This window comes from Sporosarcina sp. QA0331, assembly GCF_055808055.1.
In genome coordinates this window covers 246,366-266,432 of record NZ_CM147850.1, presented here as the reverse complement: position 1 = coordinate 266,432, position 20,067 = coordinate 246,366, and the positions used below count along the sequence as shown (strand labels likewise).

Here is a 20,067-nt window from a genome sequence, read left to right as displayed (position 1 = left end):
CGTTTGATTTAGATGACAAACAGGTCGGTCAATGTGACATTATTGTCACGTTCGTGTTGCGTCAAACTCATTTTCCGTGGAAAACGTCATGTTCATCGTCGTTCCTTTATTTATTTCGGAGTGCGCCGATAAGGAAATTCCGATTTTCCCCGATACTTGCTGGGCAAGATACAAACCGAGTCCCGTTGCCGCATTATATAGCCTTCCCGTACCCCCGGTGAACCCTTTGTCGAAAACACGGGGAAGATCGTGAGCCGGGATTCCCGGACCTTCGTCTTTAATTGATAAAACCGGATGTCCCCCTGGCGAATCGCCTGCCGTAATACAAATGGTGCCCCCGTCCGGACTATATTTCACCGCGTTCGTCAGCAATTGCCGGATGATGAAGCGACTCCATTTGCTGTCCGTAAGCACTTCCATTTCCTCGCCTTCAATTTCAACCGCAATATTTTTCTCCATGCACCATGACCGAAGCTCGCGAACTTCAGGTGTAATGAGCTGATGCACTTTGATCTTTTCCAATACATAATCCGTTCCGAGCGACGGCAGTCGTGAAATATAAAGCTGCCGATCGATCAGCAAATGGACTCGCAGCCAATCGGACTCGATTTTCCGGATTGCCGCATCTTGCCGGTTCGAATCAATCGTCATTTTCATCGAGGTGAGCGGCGCTTTCACTTCATGCACCCAGGCTGCGGTATAATCACTTTCCATAAGGTTTACAGCTTTCATTTCCGACAGCTTCTTCAAATGATCATTCGCCACTTGCCGTAGCAGATCATTCGTCGTCTGGTCCCTCGTGAAAAGCGGCTCCGGCAACCCCTCCTGCCAATCCCTAGAAGGATCTTCGGAAATACGAAGAAGTTCTTTCGTGAAATGCATCTCTTTGTTGTAACGCCAGATGAGGAATAAAATGAAGATGGCAATCAAAAGCATGTTAAGGTAAATGAGAGAACTCAACCTCATCGCAAGACCTTTATCAATCCAAATGAGAACGTCTGTCAACACAAGTGAAGTGGCGAACAGGAGTATCCAGCTTTTCATATCCTTTACATAATGAATAAACATTTAACTCCCCCTACAGGCTGACCGCCATATATCCCATTCCTTTTTTTGTGAGAATCGCGTCACCAAGTCCGATGTCCGCAAGCTTTTGGCGCAGCCGCGTCACATTGACCGTCAATGTATTGTCGTTGACGAACCGCTCATCATCCCATAATTTGCGAATCAGCTCATCACGCGATACGATTTCATCCTTCGCCTGGACGAGCACCGCCAAAATGAAAAACTCATTTTTCGTCAACTCCACTTCATTGCCATCGAGCCGAATGATGCCGCGCTTCATATCAATCACCGCACCATTCCATTCAAGCACATCCGCTGCCTCATCCGCCGTATACGCATACGTCCGCCGAAGCGTCGCCTGGATCTTCGCAAGAAGTACGTCCGTATGGAACGGCTTCTGCATATAATCATCCGCCCCCATATTCATCGCCATCACCATATCCATCGGATGATCTCGCGACGACAAGAAGAGGATCGGCACCTTCGAAACTGCGCGGATCTCCCTGCACCAATGGAACCCGTCATACGCGGGAAGCTGAATATCAAGTATGACGAGATGAGGCTTCGTTTGAATAAAAGACTTCATCACATCATGAAAATCCTCCGGCCCCGACACATGAAGCGACCACTGGCCAAGTCGCTCTTTGAGTGAATTGTAAATCGCTGAATCATCCTCCACGATGAAAATATTCATATCCATCTCCGCTGCACTCCCTTCCTACGCTTATTATAAAGGTGCAGGGCTTAGATGGAAAAGATTATCACTGGGGGGCGGGGGTTTACCACCGCTTGGGTCGGCTTTATCACCACTTAGCTCGAAGTTATCACCACTCAGAAGGATGTTATCACCACTCAGACTACTTTTATCACCACTTAGCCAGTTGCCACTGAAAAACTCATCCCCGGAAAGGCGACAAGCGTATATCAATGCAACTTTCAATTTATCACCACTTGGAACGAAGTTATCACCACTTAGAGCAACTTTATCACCACTCAGAAGGGTGTTATCACCACTCAGACTACGTTTATCACCACTTAGCAAATTTCCAACAAAAAAGCACACGATTATGTGTGCTTTTTCTGACGTGACGGTGACCACATCATATAAGTTCGATTACGATTTGCTCCTTCGGTATGTAATTCCATATCCCGAAGCAGCCGATTTGCATTTTGCTGCCTTTCAAGATGAAGAAATTCCCTGCAATCTTTATTCGTCATTTTACCGCCAAATAGTAAAAACCAATCTTTGATTGCTTGCTTATGTGCTTTACTGCATCGGAATCCACAATTCATGCATTCCCATTTCCGTTTAAGCCAAATCATTCCTAAGTTTTTGCACCCCGGACAAATCACACCCGTCCGAATGTCGTTGTGTCGAATGGAATAAGTTTCACAAATAGGCGAAGGAATGAATTGACGATGGGAGCTGCTGAGCTGCGATAAAAGATCGGCGAATGTATCATCATCCAACAATGGGGGGGTTGTTGGCAGTTTGCGGATAAATGGGGGGACCGCGCTTGGGAATAAAATAGGGATAGTCGTGTCGAAAACTTCGATACGTTGCTTTGCATAGGCGAGAACGACAGCGCCGTATACCGGCAATGATAGATTGCGGCTGTACAGCCAATCTTGAAACAGTTCACAGTTGCTTTCCAATTGGGCGATCGGGCTTTTGAAGCCGCTCACCTTACCTGACTCGAGCACGCGGATCATTTGCGGCGGATTTTCCGTCACAGTCAATTCACCCGCAATGTTTTTCACTTCAAACAAAACCGCATACGATGGGGTGATGAAGAGCGTGTCTACTTGAAAATATGTACTAGAGGCTAACGATAAATCGTGAAAAATGCCATGCTTCATCGAAAAAGCATAGCTCTCAAACACTTTGTCCAATTCCTGCTCTCCGCCAAATCCGGCTTGTACCGCCGCATGCTTCGAGCGCAAAGCAGGAATCGCTTCGTGGTGGCTTGGCAATCGCCGAATCGCTGCCTCCAGCCCTTCCAACAAGAGTGGTGCTTGTCTTTCTTTATGAATGAATAGTATCAGCTCCTCTTTTTTTATTCCGCTATTTACTAGTTTAACGTATTAGTCTAATTATTCAATCAAACTCCAAATACTCCCACACATTCCCAAACGGATCGCGGAAACTAATATATTTTCCTGGCGGGCAGTCGGCAGGCTCCCCAATGATCAATTCCACCTCGTGTTCTTTAAGCACCGCAAGGGATTGATGGATGTCATCGCTTTTCAACGTCAGCACCACTCCTGAAGATGCTTTATCATATCCCGCATTCTCCATTTCCTCCAAAACGATCGGCAGCTCCCCATGGACAAGCGTTACAATTTTCGGGCCGTACTCTTTATTCACCTGAAACCCTAATACTCCGGTGTAAAATTCAACCGCCTCTTTCATATTCGGTACATAAATGCTAATTACACAAACTTGTGTCATACTTCTTCCCCCTCCCTTTCCCCTATGTACATATCAATCATTCTTCGTAAAAATATCATCGATTGATCTTCCACATCAATCTGCAGCCGAATCCATTCATACTCCCGTTCAAGCAATCGGCTTATCAGAACAACCGCCTCCGCATGCTTTCCGGGCGTAATGAACTCCAGAATTTCCGTCAACTCCGCTACAACGGAATCTGGCAACGACCGTTCAATCGTCTTCAACCCTAATTTCGCGCGTTCCGGTGCATATCGATAAAGCAGTACCCTCCCTAAATGGTGAATAACATTCGTCAGCATCTTAACCGCCCAAATGTCATTTCCTCGTGCAGCCGTCTTCGAGTATTGGAATAAAAACCACCCCACATCCATGACATCGTCCTGATATTCATCCTCGGGCAGCGCTAACCCTTGCGTCTCCATAAATTCATCCATTAACCGATGCGGATCATACAGCACCTTGAAATGGTCACCGCCAACGAACGATTCCTTCGTCACCGTGAATAAATCAATATGCAACAGATCATCAAACACCACAATTATCTGGGGTGCGACAATGAAAATATCATCCATTAATATAATGTCGCGATATGCCCTCAAATGCTCCACCCGACCGGCAAGAAACTCCTTCTTATCCTCGTCGTTCACTAAGCAATAGAGATCGACGTCAGAATGCGCATCATACTCTCTCCTACCCATCGATCCTTTCAAAAAAATCGCCTGTACAAGCGGGTCCCCCTTCAAACTCGCAACAATCTTTTCTACAGCCAACTCTTGCGGTAACATATTCCTCCCCCTTACTTGTACACTTCCACGTACTCCTCATAATCCAGCACTTCGATTACATCCGACCAATGCAGCACCGTCCCGACAAAATCCCGAATATCCAGTCCCGGCAACTCGTATGTTTCGTCTGTATTCGCAGTTCCTGTTGCATCCTCAATGAATGTCACCTTAAACCCGCGGTCAAAAGCGGAAATCGCCGTAAACATACAGCAAAACTCCGTATTGAAGCCAGTAATGAATACATGATCCACTTCCAACTCTTCTAACAAGCCCGCCAATTTGGTTTTGAAAAATGAACTCGGCGTCTGCTTTTCCACTACAACATCTGCAAACCCTTTAACAGAAGTATGTAATTCAGAACCAACAGAACCCCTATAAAGCGGACTTTCCTCTTCATCATCGAAGTGTCTAATGAAAATAACCGGCTTCCCTTTCCCTTTAAAGTCCTCGATTATATTTGTAATCAAGCTTAGTTCAGCACCAAAATCACCAGATTCAACAATCGCGTTTTGCACATCAATTACCAATAAAGCTTCCATGCTCACACCCCTTTTCAAAATTATGTTCTATACCAACAGCCGTTTCTCCTTTATTTATTGAAATAAAAAGAAAAGGAGGCACCGCATGATTCAACCAGCAAAGGGTATTCTAAACTGTTAGGAGGTTGATATACATGAAGCAATTTTGCCCAGAAAGTTGGCCGGAGGATCCGACTCCAGTAAGCCAGTTGAACTGTGAGGAATGCGGACTTTATAAACAAGGGACACGGATGGTGTGGGGAGAGGGAAATTCGAATGCGCCTATTATGGTGATCCTCGACAATCCAGGCGCCCGTGAGGATCATGAAGGAAACCCGTTTGTGTGTGGAACGCGACAGGCGTTGCAGCAAGCCGTTCATGAGGTCGGTTTGGATAAAGAACTAATCTACGTAACGTACATTCTAAAAAGAAGGCCCATCCGAAAATACGATAAAGAATGGACACGGGAAATCTGCATGCACCTCCACCTTGATGAACAGCTCAATCGGCAGAATCCCAAAATCATTATTTGCATGGGCAACGTTGCGGTACAATCCTTCTTCGAAAACGCGGAAGTCGATGTAAAAGGATTGCGTGGCAGCTGGCATGATGTGAAGGGTTTTCAAACTACTGTCGCCTACCACCCGCTAGCCGTCCGACGCCGGCCTAATTTGTACGGACTATTAGTGGAAGATTTAGCGCTCGTAAAGGCTGCCATTCAATGACAATTTTCTGAGGATTCGCTTCGAGGTTCCCAATCAATCTTCATAGTTAAGACTCTATTCCAATATATACTGGAATAGAGTCTTAGCTACTCAGCTTTATGCTACAGCTTTTGTTCCAAGAGCTTTGCCGCAATATATTTGCGAGCTTCGGCAGTCGTAATCTGCAAACAAACTTCTTCTTCCTGCCGTTTAAACTCGACGAACATGCCACTTAAGTTTTCCCGTACAGAATGGACCTTAAAGCCACTGGCTAAATAGCCATCAACTTGTTTCATTTCATCCAAACTTAACAAGTGATCCGACATACAAACACCCCGCTTTTCTAGTTAGCACCTTTTCCTTCCATCTCCTGCGTGACGATATCGTCCCAGTCGTGACCGGCTGTAATCCCTAAATACTCCGCATCACTCGGATTAACCAGTTCAGCTTGCGGATACTTCTTAAACCACCAATATTTTGCTAGCACATAGTAGACAATCGCTCCAACGAAAAAGCCAACCAATGAAGAATACGTCGGGAACATATTCGCTAACGCTCCACCAATCACCCAAGCAAATAGCCCTGCTAAGTTAAAACCTTTCATATACTCATATTGGCCATTTAACTCGTACAGATCTTTTACATTCACACGACGTTTACGGATTAAATAATAATCGGCGAACAAAATTCCCACAATTGCTGTTAAAATACCGCCAATTATTAATAGTGCTTCTACCAACACGCCAAACAGACTCCACGGCTGTGCCAAAACCCCGATTACACCCGCAATGATGACAGCAGCCCAGAATGGCACTTTCGGTCCGCCGATGTTCGAGAAAATCGTTGCTGCTGGGATAACGTTTGCGGATGTGTTTGTTGACCATTGCGCCAACACGATCATCAGCAATAAAACCCCCAGCACAATTCCACTTGCACTTTGCATCAAGGCATTTATCGGATCAGCAGAGGCCACTGCCATGTAAGCCACTGCCCCTATCGTTACGATAAATGTATTCGTAATCGGCATCACTATCAAAGAGCCGACTAATTGTGTTTTATTACGTTTGAACCAATTGCGTTCATTTTTTGGTGCTTTAAAGAAACGTGACAGTGTCGGCATATCAGCTGCCAACGTCGCCCAGAACCCCATATTCGCCATCATTACAACCATGAAAGCTGTAAAAGCCGCTATCCCTGTTGTAGGGGATTCCACCCAAGCCCACACATCTTTCCCTTGAACCGTCGCTTTATCGGCAAGCGTAATGTACATCCAGCACGATATTAAAATAATTACCGGCGCTGCAAAATCCGCAAAGCGCTCAATGGATTTAATGCCGCGCGCTGTGTTGAATAACTGTAGTGCCGCAAACACAAGGAAACATAAAAACCAATTATTGAAGTCGAATAATAAATTCAAAATCCCGTTGATAGCCATCGCGCCAAAATAGGTGTTAAGTCCAAACCAGCAAGCTGCTGTCACTCCGCGGACGAGCGAAGGTATATGCGTGCCGATTGTGCCGAACGGTGCACGCATATACACCGGGAAGGACAAGCCATGCTCAACGCCAATATCACCGATTAACGTCATGAATACGCCGATTAATACGGAACCGGCTAAAGTCGCTAAAATCACCATCGGCAATGACAAACTCATAATAGCCGAACCACCAATTGCAAAGGCGGCTAAAACGATCGCCATCCCTATCCAAATCACTGCAAAACCAAATGTGCCAACGCTTCTTTTTTGATGTGTCACTGGAAGTAAATCTGGGGATTTTAAATAATCTCCGCCATTCGCCATACATTTCTCTCCTTTTTAGTGGGTTTCCAGTTTACGCACAACCATTTCTCTTCTTTTCACTTTGCGCCTATATTCGGTCTGCTTTTTCATCGGGTAAAATTGCTGATAAGTGATTGACGTTCGTTCCAGGTCATCGGTGGAATCGTAGACTTTTTTTCGATCATAGATATTGCACCATCTACCGGGCATACAATTGCGCATAAATTGCAGCCAACACAATCCTGTTCACGCACTTTCAACATTGGACGACCATTCTCTGTGTACAGGTCAATGCATTGATGTGACGTATCTTCACACGCGATATGACATTTATTGCAGTTAATGCAGACATCATTATTGATTTGAGCAACAATATTGTAGTTCAGGTCCAAGTCACCCCAGTTAGAATAGCGCGGCACGGACTGACCGACTAAATCCATCACTGAGGCAATGCCCTTCCCATCCAAATAATTATTTAGCCCATCTATCATATCTTCGACAATACTGAATCCGTGGTGCATCGCTGCTGTACAAACTTGTACGCCTGTTGCACCCATCAGCATAAATTCTGCAGCATCCTGCCAGTTTGAAATCCCGCCAATCCCTGATATAGGGACATTGACGAGGGGATTCCGCGCACATTCCGCGACCATATTCAGGGCAATCGGCTTGACGGCCGGACCGCAATATCCACCATGTGCCCCTTTCCCGCCAACATGCGGTACGGTATTCCATGTATCCAGATCAACACCTGCTAAGCTGTTGATCGTATTGATCATACTTACAGCGTCTGCTCCACCGCGTACTGCCGCTTCTGCCGTCATCGTAATATCCGTTATATTCGGCGTCAGCTTGACGATAACAGGTGTGCGTGCAACTTCCTTCACCCAATATGTCTGCTTTTCAACCAATTCAGGGACTTGACCAGAGGCAGATCCCATTCCCCGTTCCGCCATCCCGTGTGGACAACCGAAATTCAGCTCTAGTCCATCAACTCCTACGGCTTCTACTTTTTTGACAATCTCATGCCATTTTTCCTGCTGTGGTTCTACCATTAAGGAAGCGATAATGGCATGATTGGGAAACCTTTTTTTCGTTTCAAGAATTTCTTTCAGATTAACCTCTAATGGACGGTCTGTAATCAGCTCAATATTATTGAAGCCCGCTACTCTTTGTCCGTTGAAGCTAACAGCCGCAAAGCGCGATGAAACATTCAAAATTGGTTCGCCCAATGTTTTCCATACTGCACCGCCCCACCCCGCTTCAAATGCCCGTTGCACTTGATAACCTGAATTAGTCGGTGGTGCTGATGCTAACCAAAATGGATTCGGTGATTTAATCCCTGCTAAGTCAATTCGTAAGTCTGCCATGCACGATCCCCCCTATGCGATCCCGCTCTGATTTTTAAAACGTTCATGAATGATGTTTGCGGCATCTTTTCCTTGCTGTGCAGCTGTTACGACCATCGCTTCACCTTGGCCGTTGCCGAATACGACATCCCCGCAGGCAAACACTTTGTCATTCGACGTCTGCATAGTCGTTTCGTCAATATCTACAACTCCGTCTGTATGCTGCAATCCAAACGCTTCAATGAGCGGGACAAAACGCGTTTGTCCAATTGCTTTAATGACTGCGTCCACCTCTATGATAAATTCAGATCCCTCGATTGCTTCAGGTCGTTGCCTGCCGTCTGCTCCGGCCTCTCCAAGCTTCATCTTGATGCATTCAAGGCCCACCACTTTCCCTGCCTCATCACCAATAATTCGCTTCGGTGCTGTCAGCCACTTGAATCCAACACCGTCCTGCTTGGCAAATTCATATTCATATTGATAGGCGGTCATCTCTTTTTCCGTTCTTCTATAAAGAATGTCAACTTGCTCTGCACCTAGCCGTACAGCACAAGTCGCCCCATCTATGGCTGTATTGCCAGCACCGATGACCGCCACACGCTTCCCGATTAAGTCTTCTGTCAGTACACCCATTTTTGTGCGCTTGACAAATTCAATGGCATCATGAACGCCTTCCAGTTCCTCACCTTCAATGCCTAGGTCAGGTACAGACCCCATCCCAACCGCTAAAACAACACTGTCATATTGCGTTAAAATGTCCTCAACAGAAATATCTACGCCTACTCTAGTGTTTGTTTTAATGTCTACACCAAGCTTTTCAACTTGAGCCACTTCCCAATCCACTACTTCATTCGGCAATCTGAAGGACACGATGCCATAAGCACCCAAGCCTCCCGCCTTCGCCTCCGCTTCGAAAATTGTGACACTATATCCGAAGCGACTAAGCTCACGCGCTGCCGATAAGCCAGCTGGACCAGACCCCACAATCGCTACCTTATATCCATTTGCTTCACCTTTTTTAAATAGCTCGACGTCTGTTTCCATCGCCCAGTCTGTTGCATAACGTTGCAATTGTCCTATTTTAATAGGTTTGGTCGATGAATTCAGCACACATGCCCCTTCACATAATATCTCGGTCGGGCATACCCGCGCACAACTTGCACCAATCGGATTGGCATCCATAATCGTCATGGCCGAACCTTTCATATTACTAGTAGCTATTTTTTTGATGAAATTCGGAATTTGAATACTTGTCGGACACGCGGTAATGCAGGGTGCGTCATAACAGTACAGGCAGCGATTAGCCTCTTCCATTGCTTCATTTTTCGTCATCCTGCCCGTCATTTCCGCAAAATTACGTTTGAGTTGAGAACTCATTTAATCATTCCCCCTAATGAATTGATGTTCAGACGTTGATCCGTTCTGCAGTCGCCGGCTGTACGGCACGCCTAATATATCGGCCACTGCCTAGTGCGCCTACGAATTGTCTGTTTTTAATGACGTATTCACCACGGACAAGTACACTGATGGGCTCCCCCGTCACTTCCCATCCTTCGTACGGGTTGTAATCGACATTCATATGGTGGGTGTCCGCAGAAATTTCACGTTTTATCGCAGGATCAAAAATTACGATATCTGCATCAGAACCAATAGCAATCGTTCCTTTTTGCGGATATAAGCCGAAAATCTTTGCAGCACTCGTCGAAATCATATCGACGAAGTCATGAATGGAAATCCGTCCTTTCGCCACACCTTCAGAATATAAAATGCTAAAACGATCTTCGATGAACGGTCCACCATTTGGAATTTTAGAAAAGTCATTTATCCCTAATTGCTTTTTACCGTTAAAACTGAATGAACATTGATCCGAGCCGATTGTTTGCAGCTGCTTGGCTTTTAACGCATTCCATAAGTGCTCTTGATGGTATTTCGGACGAAGTGGCGGCGACCAAACATATTTCGCCCCTTCGAAGCCTGGCTGCGCTAACGCTGATTGATCGAGCGTTAAATAAGGTGGACATGTTTCCCCATACACGTCATAGCCTTTTTCACGCGCAGCGATAATTTCATCTAATGCCTCTTTACACGTCACATGGACAACGTAAAGCTTGGCGCCTGCGATATGCGCCAGTTCAATGGCCCGTTTCGTCGCCTCGCCTTCTACTTCCGCGGGACGCGTCAGTGCGTGATAAATTGGCGCCGTCTGGCCAGCTTGCCTTGCCTCCTCTACTAATTCATCAATGACTGAACCATTTTCACAGTGCACCATCACAACAGCGCCCACGTCTTTTGCGATTTTAAAGGCTTTGAACAATGTACGATCTGTCGCCTGGAATTCTTTCGCGTAAGCCATGAACACTTTGACAGACGTAATCCCCTCCTGCTTCAGTATCAACGGCAACTCGGCCTCAGTTTCAGGCGTTAAATCACCAATCATTAAATGGAAACCGTAGTCAATAGCCGATTTGCCCTTTGCTTTTTCATGCCACTTTTCCACAGCCATCGCAAGTTTTTCTTCACCCGCAGACAAGCAAAAGTCTAAAATGGTCGTCGTACCACCGAAGGCAGCGGCAATTGTGCCAGACTTCCAATCATCATCTGTTACCGTGTTATTGAACGGCATATCCAAATGTGTATGAGGATCAATTCCGCCAGGCAACACGTATTTGCCCGTTGCATCCACAATTTCCGCTCCGTCAGCTGATAAGTTTTTGCCGATTTGCACAATCTTGCCGTTTTCGATTAAGATATCTGCCTCATACAAATCTGAAGCTGTCGCGATGAGTCCGCCTGTAATCATTTTTTTCATACTAACCTCACCTTTCCATTAATAACTGTAAGTTTTTTAGATTTGCCAATGCGCAAGTTCATTACGACGAAGTACCTCATCCATCATTGGTTTAGTGTGTATCGATCACTCATGCTGAATTTCGTTTGCAGTGCCAAGACGGTTTCCAATAACACGTCTGCTCCCTTTGCACAGTCTTCAAATGTCGTTTCTTCTTCTTCGCAATGACTTTTCCCGCCAATGCTTGGCACAAAAATCATTGCAGAAGGAATGAAACTCGCAATATATTGTGCATCGTGTCCCGCCCCGCTGAACATCCTATGATGGGAATAACCGAAGTCAGCACACGATCTTTCCACTTCATCGCAAATAGCTTCGTCAAAGAATACTGTCTCCCGTCCCCATAGCTTGACTGGTTGAATGCGGCATCCGTTTTCTTCTGTAGCTATTCCAGTCAAAAGCTTCTCCACTTGACGCATCACCTCTGGAGATTGATGACGCGAATCGATAGTAAACACTACTTCGTTTGGAATGACTGTATGGATATTAGGCGTCACATGCATACGTCCAAAAGTGAAAACTAGCTTTTCGTCGATCTTGCCCAACTGCTCGTGCAATGACGAAATTAAACGAGATGCCACGATCATCGGATCTTTACGCATCTGCATCGGCGTTGTACCTGCGTGATTTGATTCACCTGTTACAGTAATCTCATAGCACACCATGCCTAAAACGCCTTCGACCACTCCAATATCACAATGCTTAGCAGCTAACACCGGGCCTTGTTCAATATGCAGCTCAATATAAGCGAGGGCTTCTTTTAATCGATTTCCTTGCTCCCCCTCATAGCCACTCGCCTGTAGTGCTTCTTGAAAAGTAGTGCCGTTTTTATCGGAAGAGCTCAGCATTTTTTCTCTACTAAACTTGGAAGCTAGGACACCGGAACTCATCATCGCCGGATCGAAGCGCGCACCTTCTTCATTCGTAAAATTTACAAGCATTAATGGAATCTCAAGCTCAATGTCGTTATCCTTTAACGTTCGGATTGCCTCTATTCCCGTTAAAATACCGAGCACCCCATCAAACTTGCCGCCTTTTTCAACCGAATCCAAATGCGATCCGATTACGATTGGCGGACAATCTTTTTTTCCCGGCAATGTTGCATAGACATTGCCCATATCATCTGTTTTACTATCCATGCCTAGCTCTTTGCATATTTCAATAAAACAATCTCTTGCCAAAATATCCTCTTTTGACAGGGACAGACGGGTTACTCCCCCATTAGCAGTCGCACCAAACTGACTGAACCGTTCAACTAATGCCTGCAATCGACTCCTATTACATGCATACATATGCAAGTCCTCTCTTTCATAGTTATTGAACTATCTACCAATTAAAAAACTATAGAGTAAGTGTATTCGGAGGGGGCGGATATAAGACTACAAAATATGGGCAAGCGCATATTTTGGGGAAATTGTTTATATAATAAGGGGCTGTGTGTATAACGCTGTTTTTCTACGGAAGTTGAATAGTGGATTGATTGGCATAAGATAAATGAAGGAGTGATGATTTCCATGACGAACTTAACAAGTCAAAATTGGCAAGTAAAAGATGAGCAGTATGTATGGCATGCCATGAAGCCGTACAACCCGAATGCTACGTCAATTATTCAGAAATCGGAAGGCGCTTGGATAACGGACATTGACGGGAAACGGTACTTGGATGCCATGTCCGGTTTGTGGTGCGTGAACGTCGGCTACGGTCGGGAGGAACTCGCCAAAGCCGCTTACGACCAGTTACTGGAAAATGCCTATACACCCCTATCCATAGGACACGTTCCTGCCATACAACTAAGCGAAAAGATTAGCGAATTATTAGATGATGATTATGTTGTCTTCTACTCCAACAGCGGCTCGGAGGCGAATGAGACTGCATTCAAAATCGCACGTCAGTACCATCAACAGAAAGGGCATATCAATCGCACAAAATTCATCTCCCGCTATCGGGCCTACCACGGCAGTACAATGGGGGCGTTGGCGGCAACAGGGCAAGCCCAGCGTAAATATAAATACGAACCGTTAGCACCCAACTTCATTCATGTCGCACCACCAGACGCCTACCGTGCAAACGAAGATCATATTACAGAGCCAACTACCCTGCCGTCTGTTCAGGCGATTGATAATGTCATGACGTGGGAAATGTCCGAGACGATTGCTGGCGTTATTCTCGAGCCCATTATTACGGGCGGCGGCGTGATTATGCCGCATGAGGACTATTTACGCGGGGTAAAGGCGGTTTGTGAAAAGCACGGGGCATTGCTCATTGCCGATGAAGTCATTTGTGGCTTCGGACGTACTGGCAAAGCATTCGGCTTTCAGAACTATGGCATTCAGCCGGATATTGTCACAATGGCAAAAGGTTTAACAAGCGCATATATGCCGCTATCTGCTACAGCAGTGCGCCGAGAAATCTATGAAGCCTTTATAGGAAGCGAGGAGTACGACTTCTTCCGCCACGTCAACACATTCGGCGGTTCTCCAGCGGCTTGTGCGGTTGCCCTCAAAAATATTGAAATCATGGAAAATGAAAATTTATTCTCTCGCTCAGAAGAAATTGGCGCTATTCTCCATGCGGAACTGCAAGAAAGCTTAAAGGAACATCCAAATGTCGGCAACATCCGCGGAAAAGGATTACTGGTCGGCATTGAGCTTGTAAGTGACAAAAACAGCAAAGCGCCACTTGATGTAACTGCTGTCAACAAAGTCATTGCTTTATGCAAAGAACAAGGGCTAATCATCGGGAAAAATGGTGTCACGGTTGCAGGTTTCAACAATGTTTTAACACTCGCACCACCACTAATTATTTCGATGGCAGAAAAAGATTTTATCGTTGAAAAACTCACTCGCTCATTGCAAGAACTACTGCCACAAAGGGGAAATGAATGAATGGTGACGAATACAGAGGTAAAAGAACTGGGGCACTTTATTAATGGTGAAATCGTAGCTGGCAAAAGTGGTCACTTCTCAAATGTTTTCAATCCTAGTACAGGTGCAGTAATCGCACATGTCCCTATTGCAACGAAAGAGGAAGTGCAAAGCGCCATTGCAACTGCTCAAGCTGCCTTTCCAGCATGGCGCGCTCTGTCAGTCAGCAAACGTGTTGAGATTGTCATGAAGTTCCGTCATTTGATGACCGAACGTATGGATGAGCTCATCGATGTCATTTGTACCGAAAGCGGAAAAACAGTCGAGGATGCGAAGGGGGAAATCACACGTGGCCTGGAATCTGTAGATTTAGCCATCAATGCCCCCCACTTATTAAAAGGCGAGTACTCCGTCAATGTCGGCGGGAATATTAATGCTTATTCGGCAAAAGTTCCACTCGGCGTCGTTGCAGCGATTGCCCCCTTCAACTTTCCGGTGATGGTGCCCCTTGCTATGACAAGTATGGCGGTCGCAGTCGGCAATTCCGTCATTTTAAAGCCTTCCGAGCGTGTACCTTGCTCTGCATTATTCTTTTCGGAGCTATGGAAAGAAGCGGGTTTGCCCGATGGTGTTTGGACAGTCATCAATGGAGACAAAGATGCGGTCAACGAACTATTAGAAAACCCTGCTATTGAAGCCGTTTCGTTTGTCGGATCCACACCAGTCGCAGAGTATATTTACAAAACCGGTTCAAAATACGGCAAGCGCGTTACGGCTTTAGGCGGCGGTAAAAACAATATGATTGTCATGCCAGATGCAGATCTGGAACAGGCCGCAAACGCATTTTTAGGTGCTGCTTATGGGGCCGCTTCCCAGCGCTGTATGGCCATTTCGACAATCATTCCCGTCGGCGAAGAAACAGCAAATAAGCTTGTAGGAATACTGGCAGAAAAAATTGCAAAGTTAAAAGTAGGACCATACACAGATGCAGAGGTTGACTTCGGACCTGTTATTACTAAGCAGTCAAAGGACACAATCATCGGCTTTATCGACCGCAGCTTGGAGGAAGGCGCTACACTTGTATGTGATGGCCGGAACCCGGACATCGCTGAAAACTCCAACGGTTTCTATCTTGGCCCTACTCTGCTGGACAATGTCAAACCCGGCATGGAAATTTATGAGCAAGAAGTATTTGGTCCTGCCCGCAATGTCGTCCGGGTCAATTCTTTAGAGGAAGCAATCGACCTAATCAATGCGCATGAGCTCGGCAATGGTGTGACAATCTTCACGAATAACGGGGCGGCTGCCCGCAAATTCACAACGGAAATTGACGTCGGCATGGTCGGGGTAAATGTACCCATTCCCATTCCTGTCGGTTATCATAACTTTGCCGGCTGGAAACGATCCAGATTCGGCGAGGGGCATATGTTCGGGCCTGACCATGTCCGCTTCTTTACTAAAACCAAAACCATTTCAGAAAAGTGGTTTGAAGAAAACAGCGAATCTGCGTCAACCTTTGCTTTTCCGAGTAATGAAGGCTAAGGAGACCATATAAACAGACCTATTAGGACAGATGCCTAGGGTCTGTTTTTTTCTATCAAATCTTTTGCCATACAAAGCCTTACGCATATGAATGCAATCCTGCAATCACAAGGTTGACAAATACTTGATTGAATACGATAAGACCGAAGCCAATGATGGACATCCAAGCTGTCCGCTTCCCTTCCCAGCCTTTGGATGTCCTTAAATGCAGCATTCCCGCATAAAACAACCACGTTATCAATGCCCAAACTTCCTTTGGATCCCAACCCCAAAATCGGCCCCATGCAAGATGTGCCCATATCATTGCAAAGAGCAATCCACCTAACGAGAATAACGGAAAGCCGATGATAACAATTCGGTATGACATCTCATCCATTATTATCGGGTTTACTTTTTTCGTAAATGGCTTTAGCAATTGAATCATACTTTTTCGTACAGACAGCCGCATTAGCGCATAAAGGATTGTCCCGACAATAAACGACCATAGTAAAGTATTGATCTTCTGAGCATCTAATGAATTTGTTAATTCAACGAATCCGATAGATTGTTCATTCCCCACAATCTGTGCTCCATCATTTACGATGATAGGCGGCATTTTATACGTGACTTGCTCTATTTTTTGTACCTTGTTTTCAAACTGAATATGATTCTCCTCAGTGAAAGTCGAAAATGTCATGGAACTAATCGTGAATCCTACAACTAAGAATAGACAATACATGACAAATTCCAACGATATTGTATGTATCGTCCTCTCCTCAACATTTAGTATTCGGAGCAAATAAATGACCCCCGTTGCGAACGCGATGGAAAAGATGGCGCTAGAAAACGCTACCGTAATTACGTGGATGGCGAGCCAATGACTTTGCAAAGCGGGAATCAACGGAGATGCTTCTCTTGTAAAAGCGCCTCCAAACCCAATAATGATCAATGAAACAGGAATTGAAAATAGTACAACTACAATTTGTCCATAGATTTGGTACAGTAGAAGAGTACTTGCAATTAGCATAATACCGAAAAACGTCATGAATTCATACATGTTACTGACTGGCGCATGTCCAATCGCCATCCATCTAAGAATAAAGTATAAGAACAATAAAGATAGAGAGAAATAGGTCAATCCGATACCAATTCGTCCAGCCCAACTATGTTTTGATTTCACAGCAATTGCTACTGGTATAATAGTAATTAATAATAGAATGAATGCCCAAAATAAAGATTGGTTACTCAGTTCTAAGAGACCGTATGCTTTCATTCGAAAAACCTCCATCTTCTACGCCGATTCAATCGCTAAGCTAAAATCATACCCATTATAGTTCCGATTGAATGATTTGAGGTTTTTTTATCTTCAACGTGCTGAAAAGCATCTTTATCGTCTCTACATAATACGAGGTGACATGATGACAACCCCGTTTTTCATCTTTAGTCTTTTAAATTTCCTTATTATCTATGGATCGACTTTTTATATCATGCATCTCAAAGTGACAGTACAACGGATTCTTGCATGTTTACTCGTCAATACAACTGTCTCTTTATTGGCGGTTCAATTCCCACAATTCCTTTGGATATCAATGATTTGCAGCATCGTTTTCAGCGGTGGAGTATTCTATTTACTCACTAGACAGCAGATTGTTTATGTTCACCTTATCGTCATCCATATCATAAGCATTCTTGCCGAATATACAGCTTTGCTTTTTGTCGAGGCGTTGAACTTATCGCTTTTTATTCATGGAAGTTTGATTGTTATTCAAGTCGCAGTTGTCGTTGTTTTATATAAAAGGCTTCTGCATCACTATAAAGAAAGTATTCGTTTGTCCATCCAATCCCGCATAGTTCTTAGCCTAATTGTATGCATTACCTTTTTCGTTTTTTATACAATGGTTTTTATACCTTTTGGAGAAAACGGGTTGGAAGTTTCGGTGACGACACTGCTACTCTTATTTTTTTATTTTTTAATTATGGTTGGCCTTGTAAGTATTCTTTTGCATACAATCGACAAGGAAAACCGTTTGCATAAAAAAATGGTCGAACAGCAACAATTCAAGAATTATATGCATGCTTTAGAACAAGTTAATCGTGATATGCAGACGTTTCGCCATGACTACGCAAACATCCTTTTGTCTTTGCGAGGTTATATAGAACACGAAGACATGGAAGGACTTCGTCACTATTTTCAAAAAGAAATCGTGAAAGTCGAACAGCGGACCCTTTTTAAAAATCAGATATTTAGCCAACTTGATCGATTACAGCTAATTGAAATCAAAGGGGTCATCGCAACGAAAGTTTTAATGGCCGATGAATTTGGGATACCCTTGAATGTCGAAATTCCGGAGACGATCGAGGATATTTCCATCGACAAAATTCATTTATCTCGTGTATTAGGAATATTGATAGATAATGCAATTGAAGCATCTGTTTCTATGGAACTGCCTTGTATAAACTTGGCTTTCCTCACTGTCTCCAACCAGCTCGTCATTGTGATTGAAAATCGGTTAGCCAGCCATATAGAATTCAATAGATTATTTGAGGAAGGGTATTCAACGAAAGGGAATGATAGAGGGAGAGGCTTGCCTACGGTTAGACATATTTTATCAAGCTACCCTTCAATTATTTTCAACTCACGATTTGAAGATCAATGGATGATTCATGAAATCGTTATTGAGGGGGAAAACTAACATGCGGGTCATCATATGTGAAGATGATGCACGTCAGAAACAATTTTTACACAAAGAAATTATAAGCTATGCCAGCTTTCATGCACCGAGCATTGAAGTTGTTTTATGTACAAGCACACCTGACGAGGTATTTACCTACTTGGAAAGCAAAGAAGCGGATTGTTATTTCTTAGATATCGAGCTCAATCACCCATTAACTGGAATGGAGGTGGCTATGGAAATCCGCAGAATGGATCCTTTGGCCACAATCATCTTCATAACTTCACACGCGGATCAATTGAAGCTAACATTTACATATAAGCTTGCAGCCCTTGATTTCATCGTGAAGGAAACACCTGATCAAATCGCTTCACAAGTGCGGGAAGCATTGCAAGCTGCATTCAATAAATACAAACAGTTAGGTGAAATCGAGCAACCCGCAATGGTCCAAATCGCAATTGGCGAGCGCATTAAAAATATCGCCATGCAAGACATTTATTTTATTGAAAGCTCCTCAACCCCACATAAGCTAGCACTACACGAAAAAAATGGGTACTATGAATTCTATGGCAAACTCGTAGATTTTGAAAATGTAGACCCGTCATTTTTTCGTTGCCATAAAAGTTATTTGATCAATCTCCGACATGTAAAAGAAGTTGATAAGAAAGAAAGGTTCGCGAAAATGACAAACGGGGCTGAGTGCATCATTTCATTTCGCCAGCTACGGGAGTTACAACGGAGATTAATGGATTTGCAATCAATAAAACAATAAATCAGGATTGCCGAGAGGAAAAACCATGCCAATAATTGTATATGAAATTACTATAAACGCACCGATCCATATTTGTTTTGACCTTGCCAGAGATGTAGATGTCCACACGGAAACAACGGCAAAGACGAAGGAAAGGGCTATCGCCGGAGTGACGACTGGACTAATGGAAAACGGTGATACTGTCACTTGGGAAGCCGTTCATTTGGGAATTAAACAAAGATTGACCGCGAAAATCATAGAGATGGACAGACCTTACAAATTCACAGATATCATGGTGAAAGGCGCATTCCACTCTTTTACACATACTCATGAATTTATTGAAAGCGACACGGGAACAATCATGAAAGATACCTTCATGTATCAATCCCCTCTTGGCTTTCTCGGAAAAATTGCTGACCGTTTATTTTTAGAACGATATATGAAAAAATTTATTGCCGACCGTGCGAAGGAATTGAAGAAGATTGCTGAAAGAAAGTAGAGGCACATCAAAACGAACAAACTAGACCATATTAAGAAAGCAATTGCAAAATAATATGGGAGGTTTTTGTAATGAAACAAGGTGCACATAGCAATTTATATTCCAATCCGAAAACACCGGGAAATCGACAAGACGTAAAGGAAGAGATTTCGATGGAATTGGCCGAGCTCGGCAATCTTCAACCGAAGCGCGAACCAATGACGCCAAATCATCGAGAAACTGCCGAGAGAGATAAATATAAAGGCTGAGAGTTGAA

At 44.4% G+C, this 20,067-nt stretch carries 20 protein-coding genes; 7 read left to right on the top strand and 13 right to left on the bottom strand.

Going from position 1 to position 20,067, the window contains the following annotated elements:
- Positions 1-45 precede the first annotated feature (45 nt).
- The 6 genes from AC0L13_RS01430 to AC0L13_RS01405 form a co-directional block, all read right to left on the bottom strand.
- A complete protein-coding gene (locus tag AC0L13_RS01430) occupies positions 46-1,068 on the bottom strand; it encodes a sensor histidine kinase (RefSeq protein ID WP_473643213.1) in 1,023 nt (340 codons plus the stop codon).
- A 10-nt stretch (positions 1,069-1,078) separates the two neighbouring features.
- Positions 1,079-1,765, bottom strand: a complete 687-nt coding sequence (locus AC0L13_RS01425) for a winged helix-turn-helix domain-containing protein (RefSeq protein WP_473643211.1) — start codon at positions 1,763-1,765, stop codon at positions 1,079-1,081.
- 365 nt (positions 1,766-2,130) lie between these two features.
- Positions 2,131-3,072, bottom strand: a complete 942-nt coding sequence (locus tag AC0L13_RS01420; protein ID WP_473643209.1) for a nuclease-related domain-containing protein — start codon at positions 3,070-3,072, stop codon at positions 2,131-2,133.
- Positions 3,073-3,163: 91 nt separating this feature from the next.
- Entirely contained in the window at positions 3,164-3,517 is a 354-nt protein-coding gene (locus AC0L13_RS01415; protein WP_473643207.1) for a VOC family protein, read from the bottom strand.
- The gene (locus AC0L13_RS01410; protein WP_473643205.1) at positions 3,514-4,305 is read right to left on the bottom strand and encodes a nucleotidyltransferase domain-containing protein; all 792 of its coding nucleotides are present in this window, start codon (positions 4,303-4,305) and stop codon (positions 3,514-3,516) included. Before AC0L13_RS01410 ends, AC0L13_RS01415 begins: the two co-directional genes overlap by 4 nt.
- Before the next feature lie 11 nt (positions 4,306-4,316).
- Positions 4,317-4,844, bottom strand: a complete 528-nt coding sequence (locus AC0L13_RS01405) for an isochorismatase family protein (protein ID WP_473643203.1) — start codon at positions 4,842-4,844, stop codon at positions 4,317-4,319.
- Between the two features lie 134 nt (positions 4,845-4,978).
- On the opposite strand from AC0L13_RS01405, the gene AC0L13_RS01400 reads away from it, so the two are divergent.
- Positions 4,979-5,548, top strand: coding sequence for a uracil-DNA glycosylase (locus tag AC0L13_RS01400; RefSeq protein ID WP_473643201.1), 570 nt, complete (start codon positions 4,979-4,981; stop codon positions 5,546-5,548).
- 101 nt (positions 5,549-5,649) lie between these two features.
- Here the strand turns inward: AC0L13_RS01400 and AC0L13_RS01395 are convergent, their stop codons facing one another.
- The 6 genes from AC0L13_RS01395 to AC0L13_RS01370 form a co-directional block, all read right to left on the bottom strand.
- A complete protein-coding gene (locus AC0L13_RS01395) occupies positions 5,650-5,853 on the bottom strand; it encodes a hypothetical protein (RefSeq protein ID WP_473643199.1) in 204 nt (67 codons plus the stop codon).
- A 17-nt stretch (positions 5,854-5,870) separates the two neighbouring features.
- Complete coding sequence (locus AC0L13_RS01390; RefSeq protein WP_473643197.1) at positions 5,871-7,328, bottom strand: NCS1 family transporter; 1,458 nt, start codon at positions 7,326-7,328, stop codon at positions 5,871-5,873.
- A gap of 86 nt (positions 7,329-7,414) precedes the next feature.
- Positions 7,415-8,677: an NAD-dependent dihydropyrimidine dehydrogenase subunit PreA gene (gene preA / locus AC0L13_RS01385; protein ID WP_473643195.1), complete on the bottom strand. Its 1,263-nt coding sequence runs from the start codon at positions 8,675-8,677 to the stop codon at positions 7,415-7,417.
- Between the two features lie 12 nt (positions 8,678-8,689).
- Complete coding sequence (locus tag AC0L13_RS01380) at positions 8,690-10,033, bottom strand: NAD(P)-dependent oxidoreductase (RefSeq protein WP_473643193.1); 1,344 nt, start codon at positions 10,031-10,033, stop codon at positions 8,690-8,692.
- Between the two features lie 28 nt (positions 10,034-10,061).
- The gene (gene hydA / locus AC0L13_RS01375; protein WP_473643191.1) at positions 10,062-11,465 is read right to left on the bottom strand and encodes a dihydropyrimidinase; all 1,404 of its coding nucleotides are present in this window, start codon (positions 11,463-11,465) and stop codon (positions 10,062-10,064) included.
- 83 nt (positions 11,466-11,548) lie between these two features.
- Positions 11,549-12,796, bottom strand: coding sequence for an allantoate amidohydrolase (locus AC0L13_RS01370; RefSeq protein WP_473643189.1), 1,248 nt, complete (start codon positions 12,794-12,796; stop codon positions 11,549-11,551).
- A 222-nt stretch (positions 12,797-13,018) separates the two neighbouring features.
- On the opposite strand from AC0L13_RS01370, the gene AC0L13_RS01365 reads away from it, so the two are divergent.
- On the top strand, positions 13,019-14,389 hold the full coding sequence (locus tag AC0L13_RS01365; RefSeq protein WP_473643187.1) for an aminotransferase: 1,371 nt from the start codon (positions 13,019-13,021) through the stop codon (positions 14,387-14,389).
- Entirely contained in the window at positions 14,390-15,910 is a 1,521-nt protein-coding gene (locus tag AC0L13_RS01360; protein WP_473643185.1) for a CoA-acylating methylmalonate-semialdehyde dehydrogenase, read from the top strand.
- A gap of 79 nt (positions 15,911-15,989) precedes the next feature.
- Here AC0L13_RS01360 and ccsB read toward each other — a convergent pair whose 3' ends face one another.
- Positions 15,990-17,162: a c-type cytochrome biogenesis protein CcsB gene (ccsB, locus tag AC0L13_RS01355; protein WP_473643183.1), complete on the bottom strand. Its 1,173-nt coding sequence runs from the start codon at positions 17,160-17,162 to the stop codon at positions 15,990-15,992.
- Between the two features lie 145 nt (positions 17,163-17,307).
- Here ccsB and AC0L13_RS01350 point away from each other — a divergent pair, with 145 nt between their 5' ends.
- The 4 genes from AC0L13_RS01350 (at position 17,308) to AC0L13_RS01335 (ending at position 20,059) form a co-directional block, all read left to right on the top strand.
- Positions 17,308-18,582, top strand: coding sequence for a sensor histidine kinase (locus AC0L13_RS01350; protein WP_473643181.1), 1,275 nt, complete (start codon positions 17,308-17,310; stop codon positions 18,580-18,582).
- A 1-nt stretch (position 18,583) separates the two neighbouring features.
- Entirely contained in the window at positions 18,584-19,333 is a 750-nt protein-coding gene (locus tag AC0L13_RS01345) for a LytR/AlgR family response regulator transcription factor (RefSeq protein WP_473643179.1), read from the top strand.
- A 25-nt stretch (positions 19,334-19,358) separates the two neighbouring features.
- Positions 19,359-19,811, top strand: a complete 453-nt coding sequence (locus tag AC0L13_RS01340; RefSeq protein ID WP_473643177.1) for an SRPBCC family protein — start codon at positions 19,359-19,361, stop codon at positions 19,809-19,811.
- Positions 19,812-19,882: 71 nt separating this feature from the next.
- A complete protein-coding gene (locus tag AC0L13_RS01335) occupies positions 19,883-20,059 on the top strand; it encodes a hypothetical protein (RefSeq protein ID WP_301241700.1) in 177 nt (58 codons plus the stop codon).
- Positions 20,060-20,067 lie beyond the last annotated feature (8 nt).

Bases quoted from the DNA above. Each gene is read 5' to 3' on its own strand.
- AC0L13_RS01415 (WP_473643207.1), bottom strand. From the start codon at position 3,517: ATGACACAAGTTTGTGTAATTAGCATTTATGTACCGAATATGAAAGAG.
- AC0L13_RS01380 (WP_473643193.1), bottom strand. From the start codon at position 10,033: ATGAGTTCTCAACTCAAACGTAATTTTGCGGAAATGACGGGCAGGATG.
- AC0L13_RS01405 (WP_473643203.1), bottom strand. From the start codon at position 4,844: ATGGAAGCTTTATTGGTAATTGATGTGCAAAACGCGATTGTTGAATCT.
- AC0L13_RS01395 (WP_473643199.1), bottom strand. From the start codon at position 5,853: ATGTCGGATCACTTGTTAAGTTTGGATGAAATGAAACAAGTTGATGGC.
- AC0L13_RS01340 (WP_473643177.1), top strand. From the start codon at position 19,359: ATGCCAATAATTGTATATGAAATTACTATAAACGCACCGATCCATATT.
- AC0L13_RS01390 (WP_473643197.1), bottom strand. From the start codon at position 7,328: ATGGCGAATGGCGGAGATTATTTAAAATCCCCAGATTTACTTCCAGTG.
- AC0L13_RS01360 (WP_473643185.1), top strand. From the start codon at position 14,390: ATGGTGACGAATACAGAGGTAAAAGAACTGGGGCACTTTATTAATGGT.
- preA (WP_473643195.1), bottom strand. From the start codon at position 8,677: ATGGCAGACTTACGAATTGACTTAGCAGGGATTAAATCACCGAATCCA.
- AC0L13_RS01425 (WP_473643211.1), bottom strand. From the start codon at position 1,765: ATGGATATGAATATTTTCATCGTGGAGGATGATTCAGCGATTTACAAT.
- AC0L13_RS01370 (WP_473643189.1), bottom strand. From the start codon at position 12,796: ATGTATGCATGTAATAGGAGTCGATTGCAGGCATTAGTTGAACGGTTC.
- AC0L13_RS01345 (WP_473643179.1), top strand. From the start codon at position 18,584: ATGCGGGTCATCATATGTGAAGATGATGCACGTCAGAAACAATTTTTA.
- AC0L13_RS01335 (WP_301241700.1), top strand. From the start codon at position 19,883: ATGAAACAAGGTGCACATAGCAATTTATATTCCAATCCGAAAACACCG.
- AC0L13_RS01365 (WP_473643187.1), top strand. From the start codon at position 13,019: ATGACGAACTTAACAAGTCAAAATTGGCAAGTAAAAGATGAGCAGTAT.
- AC0L13_RS01350 (WP_473643181.1), top strand. From the start codon at position 17,308: ATGACAACCCCGTTTTTCATCTTTAGTCTTTTAAATTTCCTTATTATC.
- hydA (WP_473643191.1), bottom strand. From the start codon at position 11,465: ATGAAAAAAATGATTACAGGCGGACTCATCGCGACAGCTTCAGATTTG.
- AC0L13_RS01410 (WP_473643205.1), bottom strand. From the start codon at position 4,305: ATGTTACCGCAAGAGTTGGCTGTAGAAAAGATTGTTGCGAGTTTGAAG.
- AC0L13_RS01400 (WP_473643201.1), top strand. From the start codon at position 4,979: ATGAAGCAATTTTGCCCAGAAAGTTGGCCGGAGGATCCGACTCCAGTA.
- AC0L13_RS01430 (WP_473643213.1), bottom strand. From the start codon at position 1,068: ATGTTTATTCATTATGTAAAGGATATGAAAAGCTGGATACTCCTGTTC.
- ccsB (WP_473643183.1), bottom strand. From the start codon at position 17,162: ATGAAAGCATACGGTCTCTTAGAACTGAGTAACCAATCTTTATTTTGG.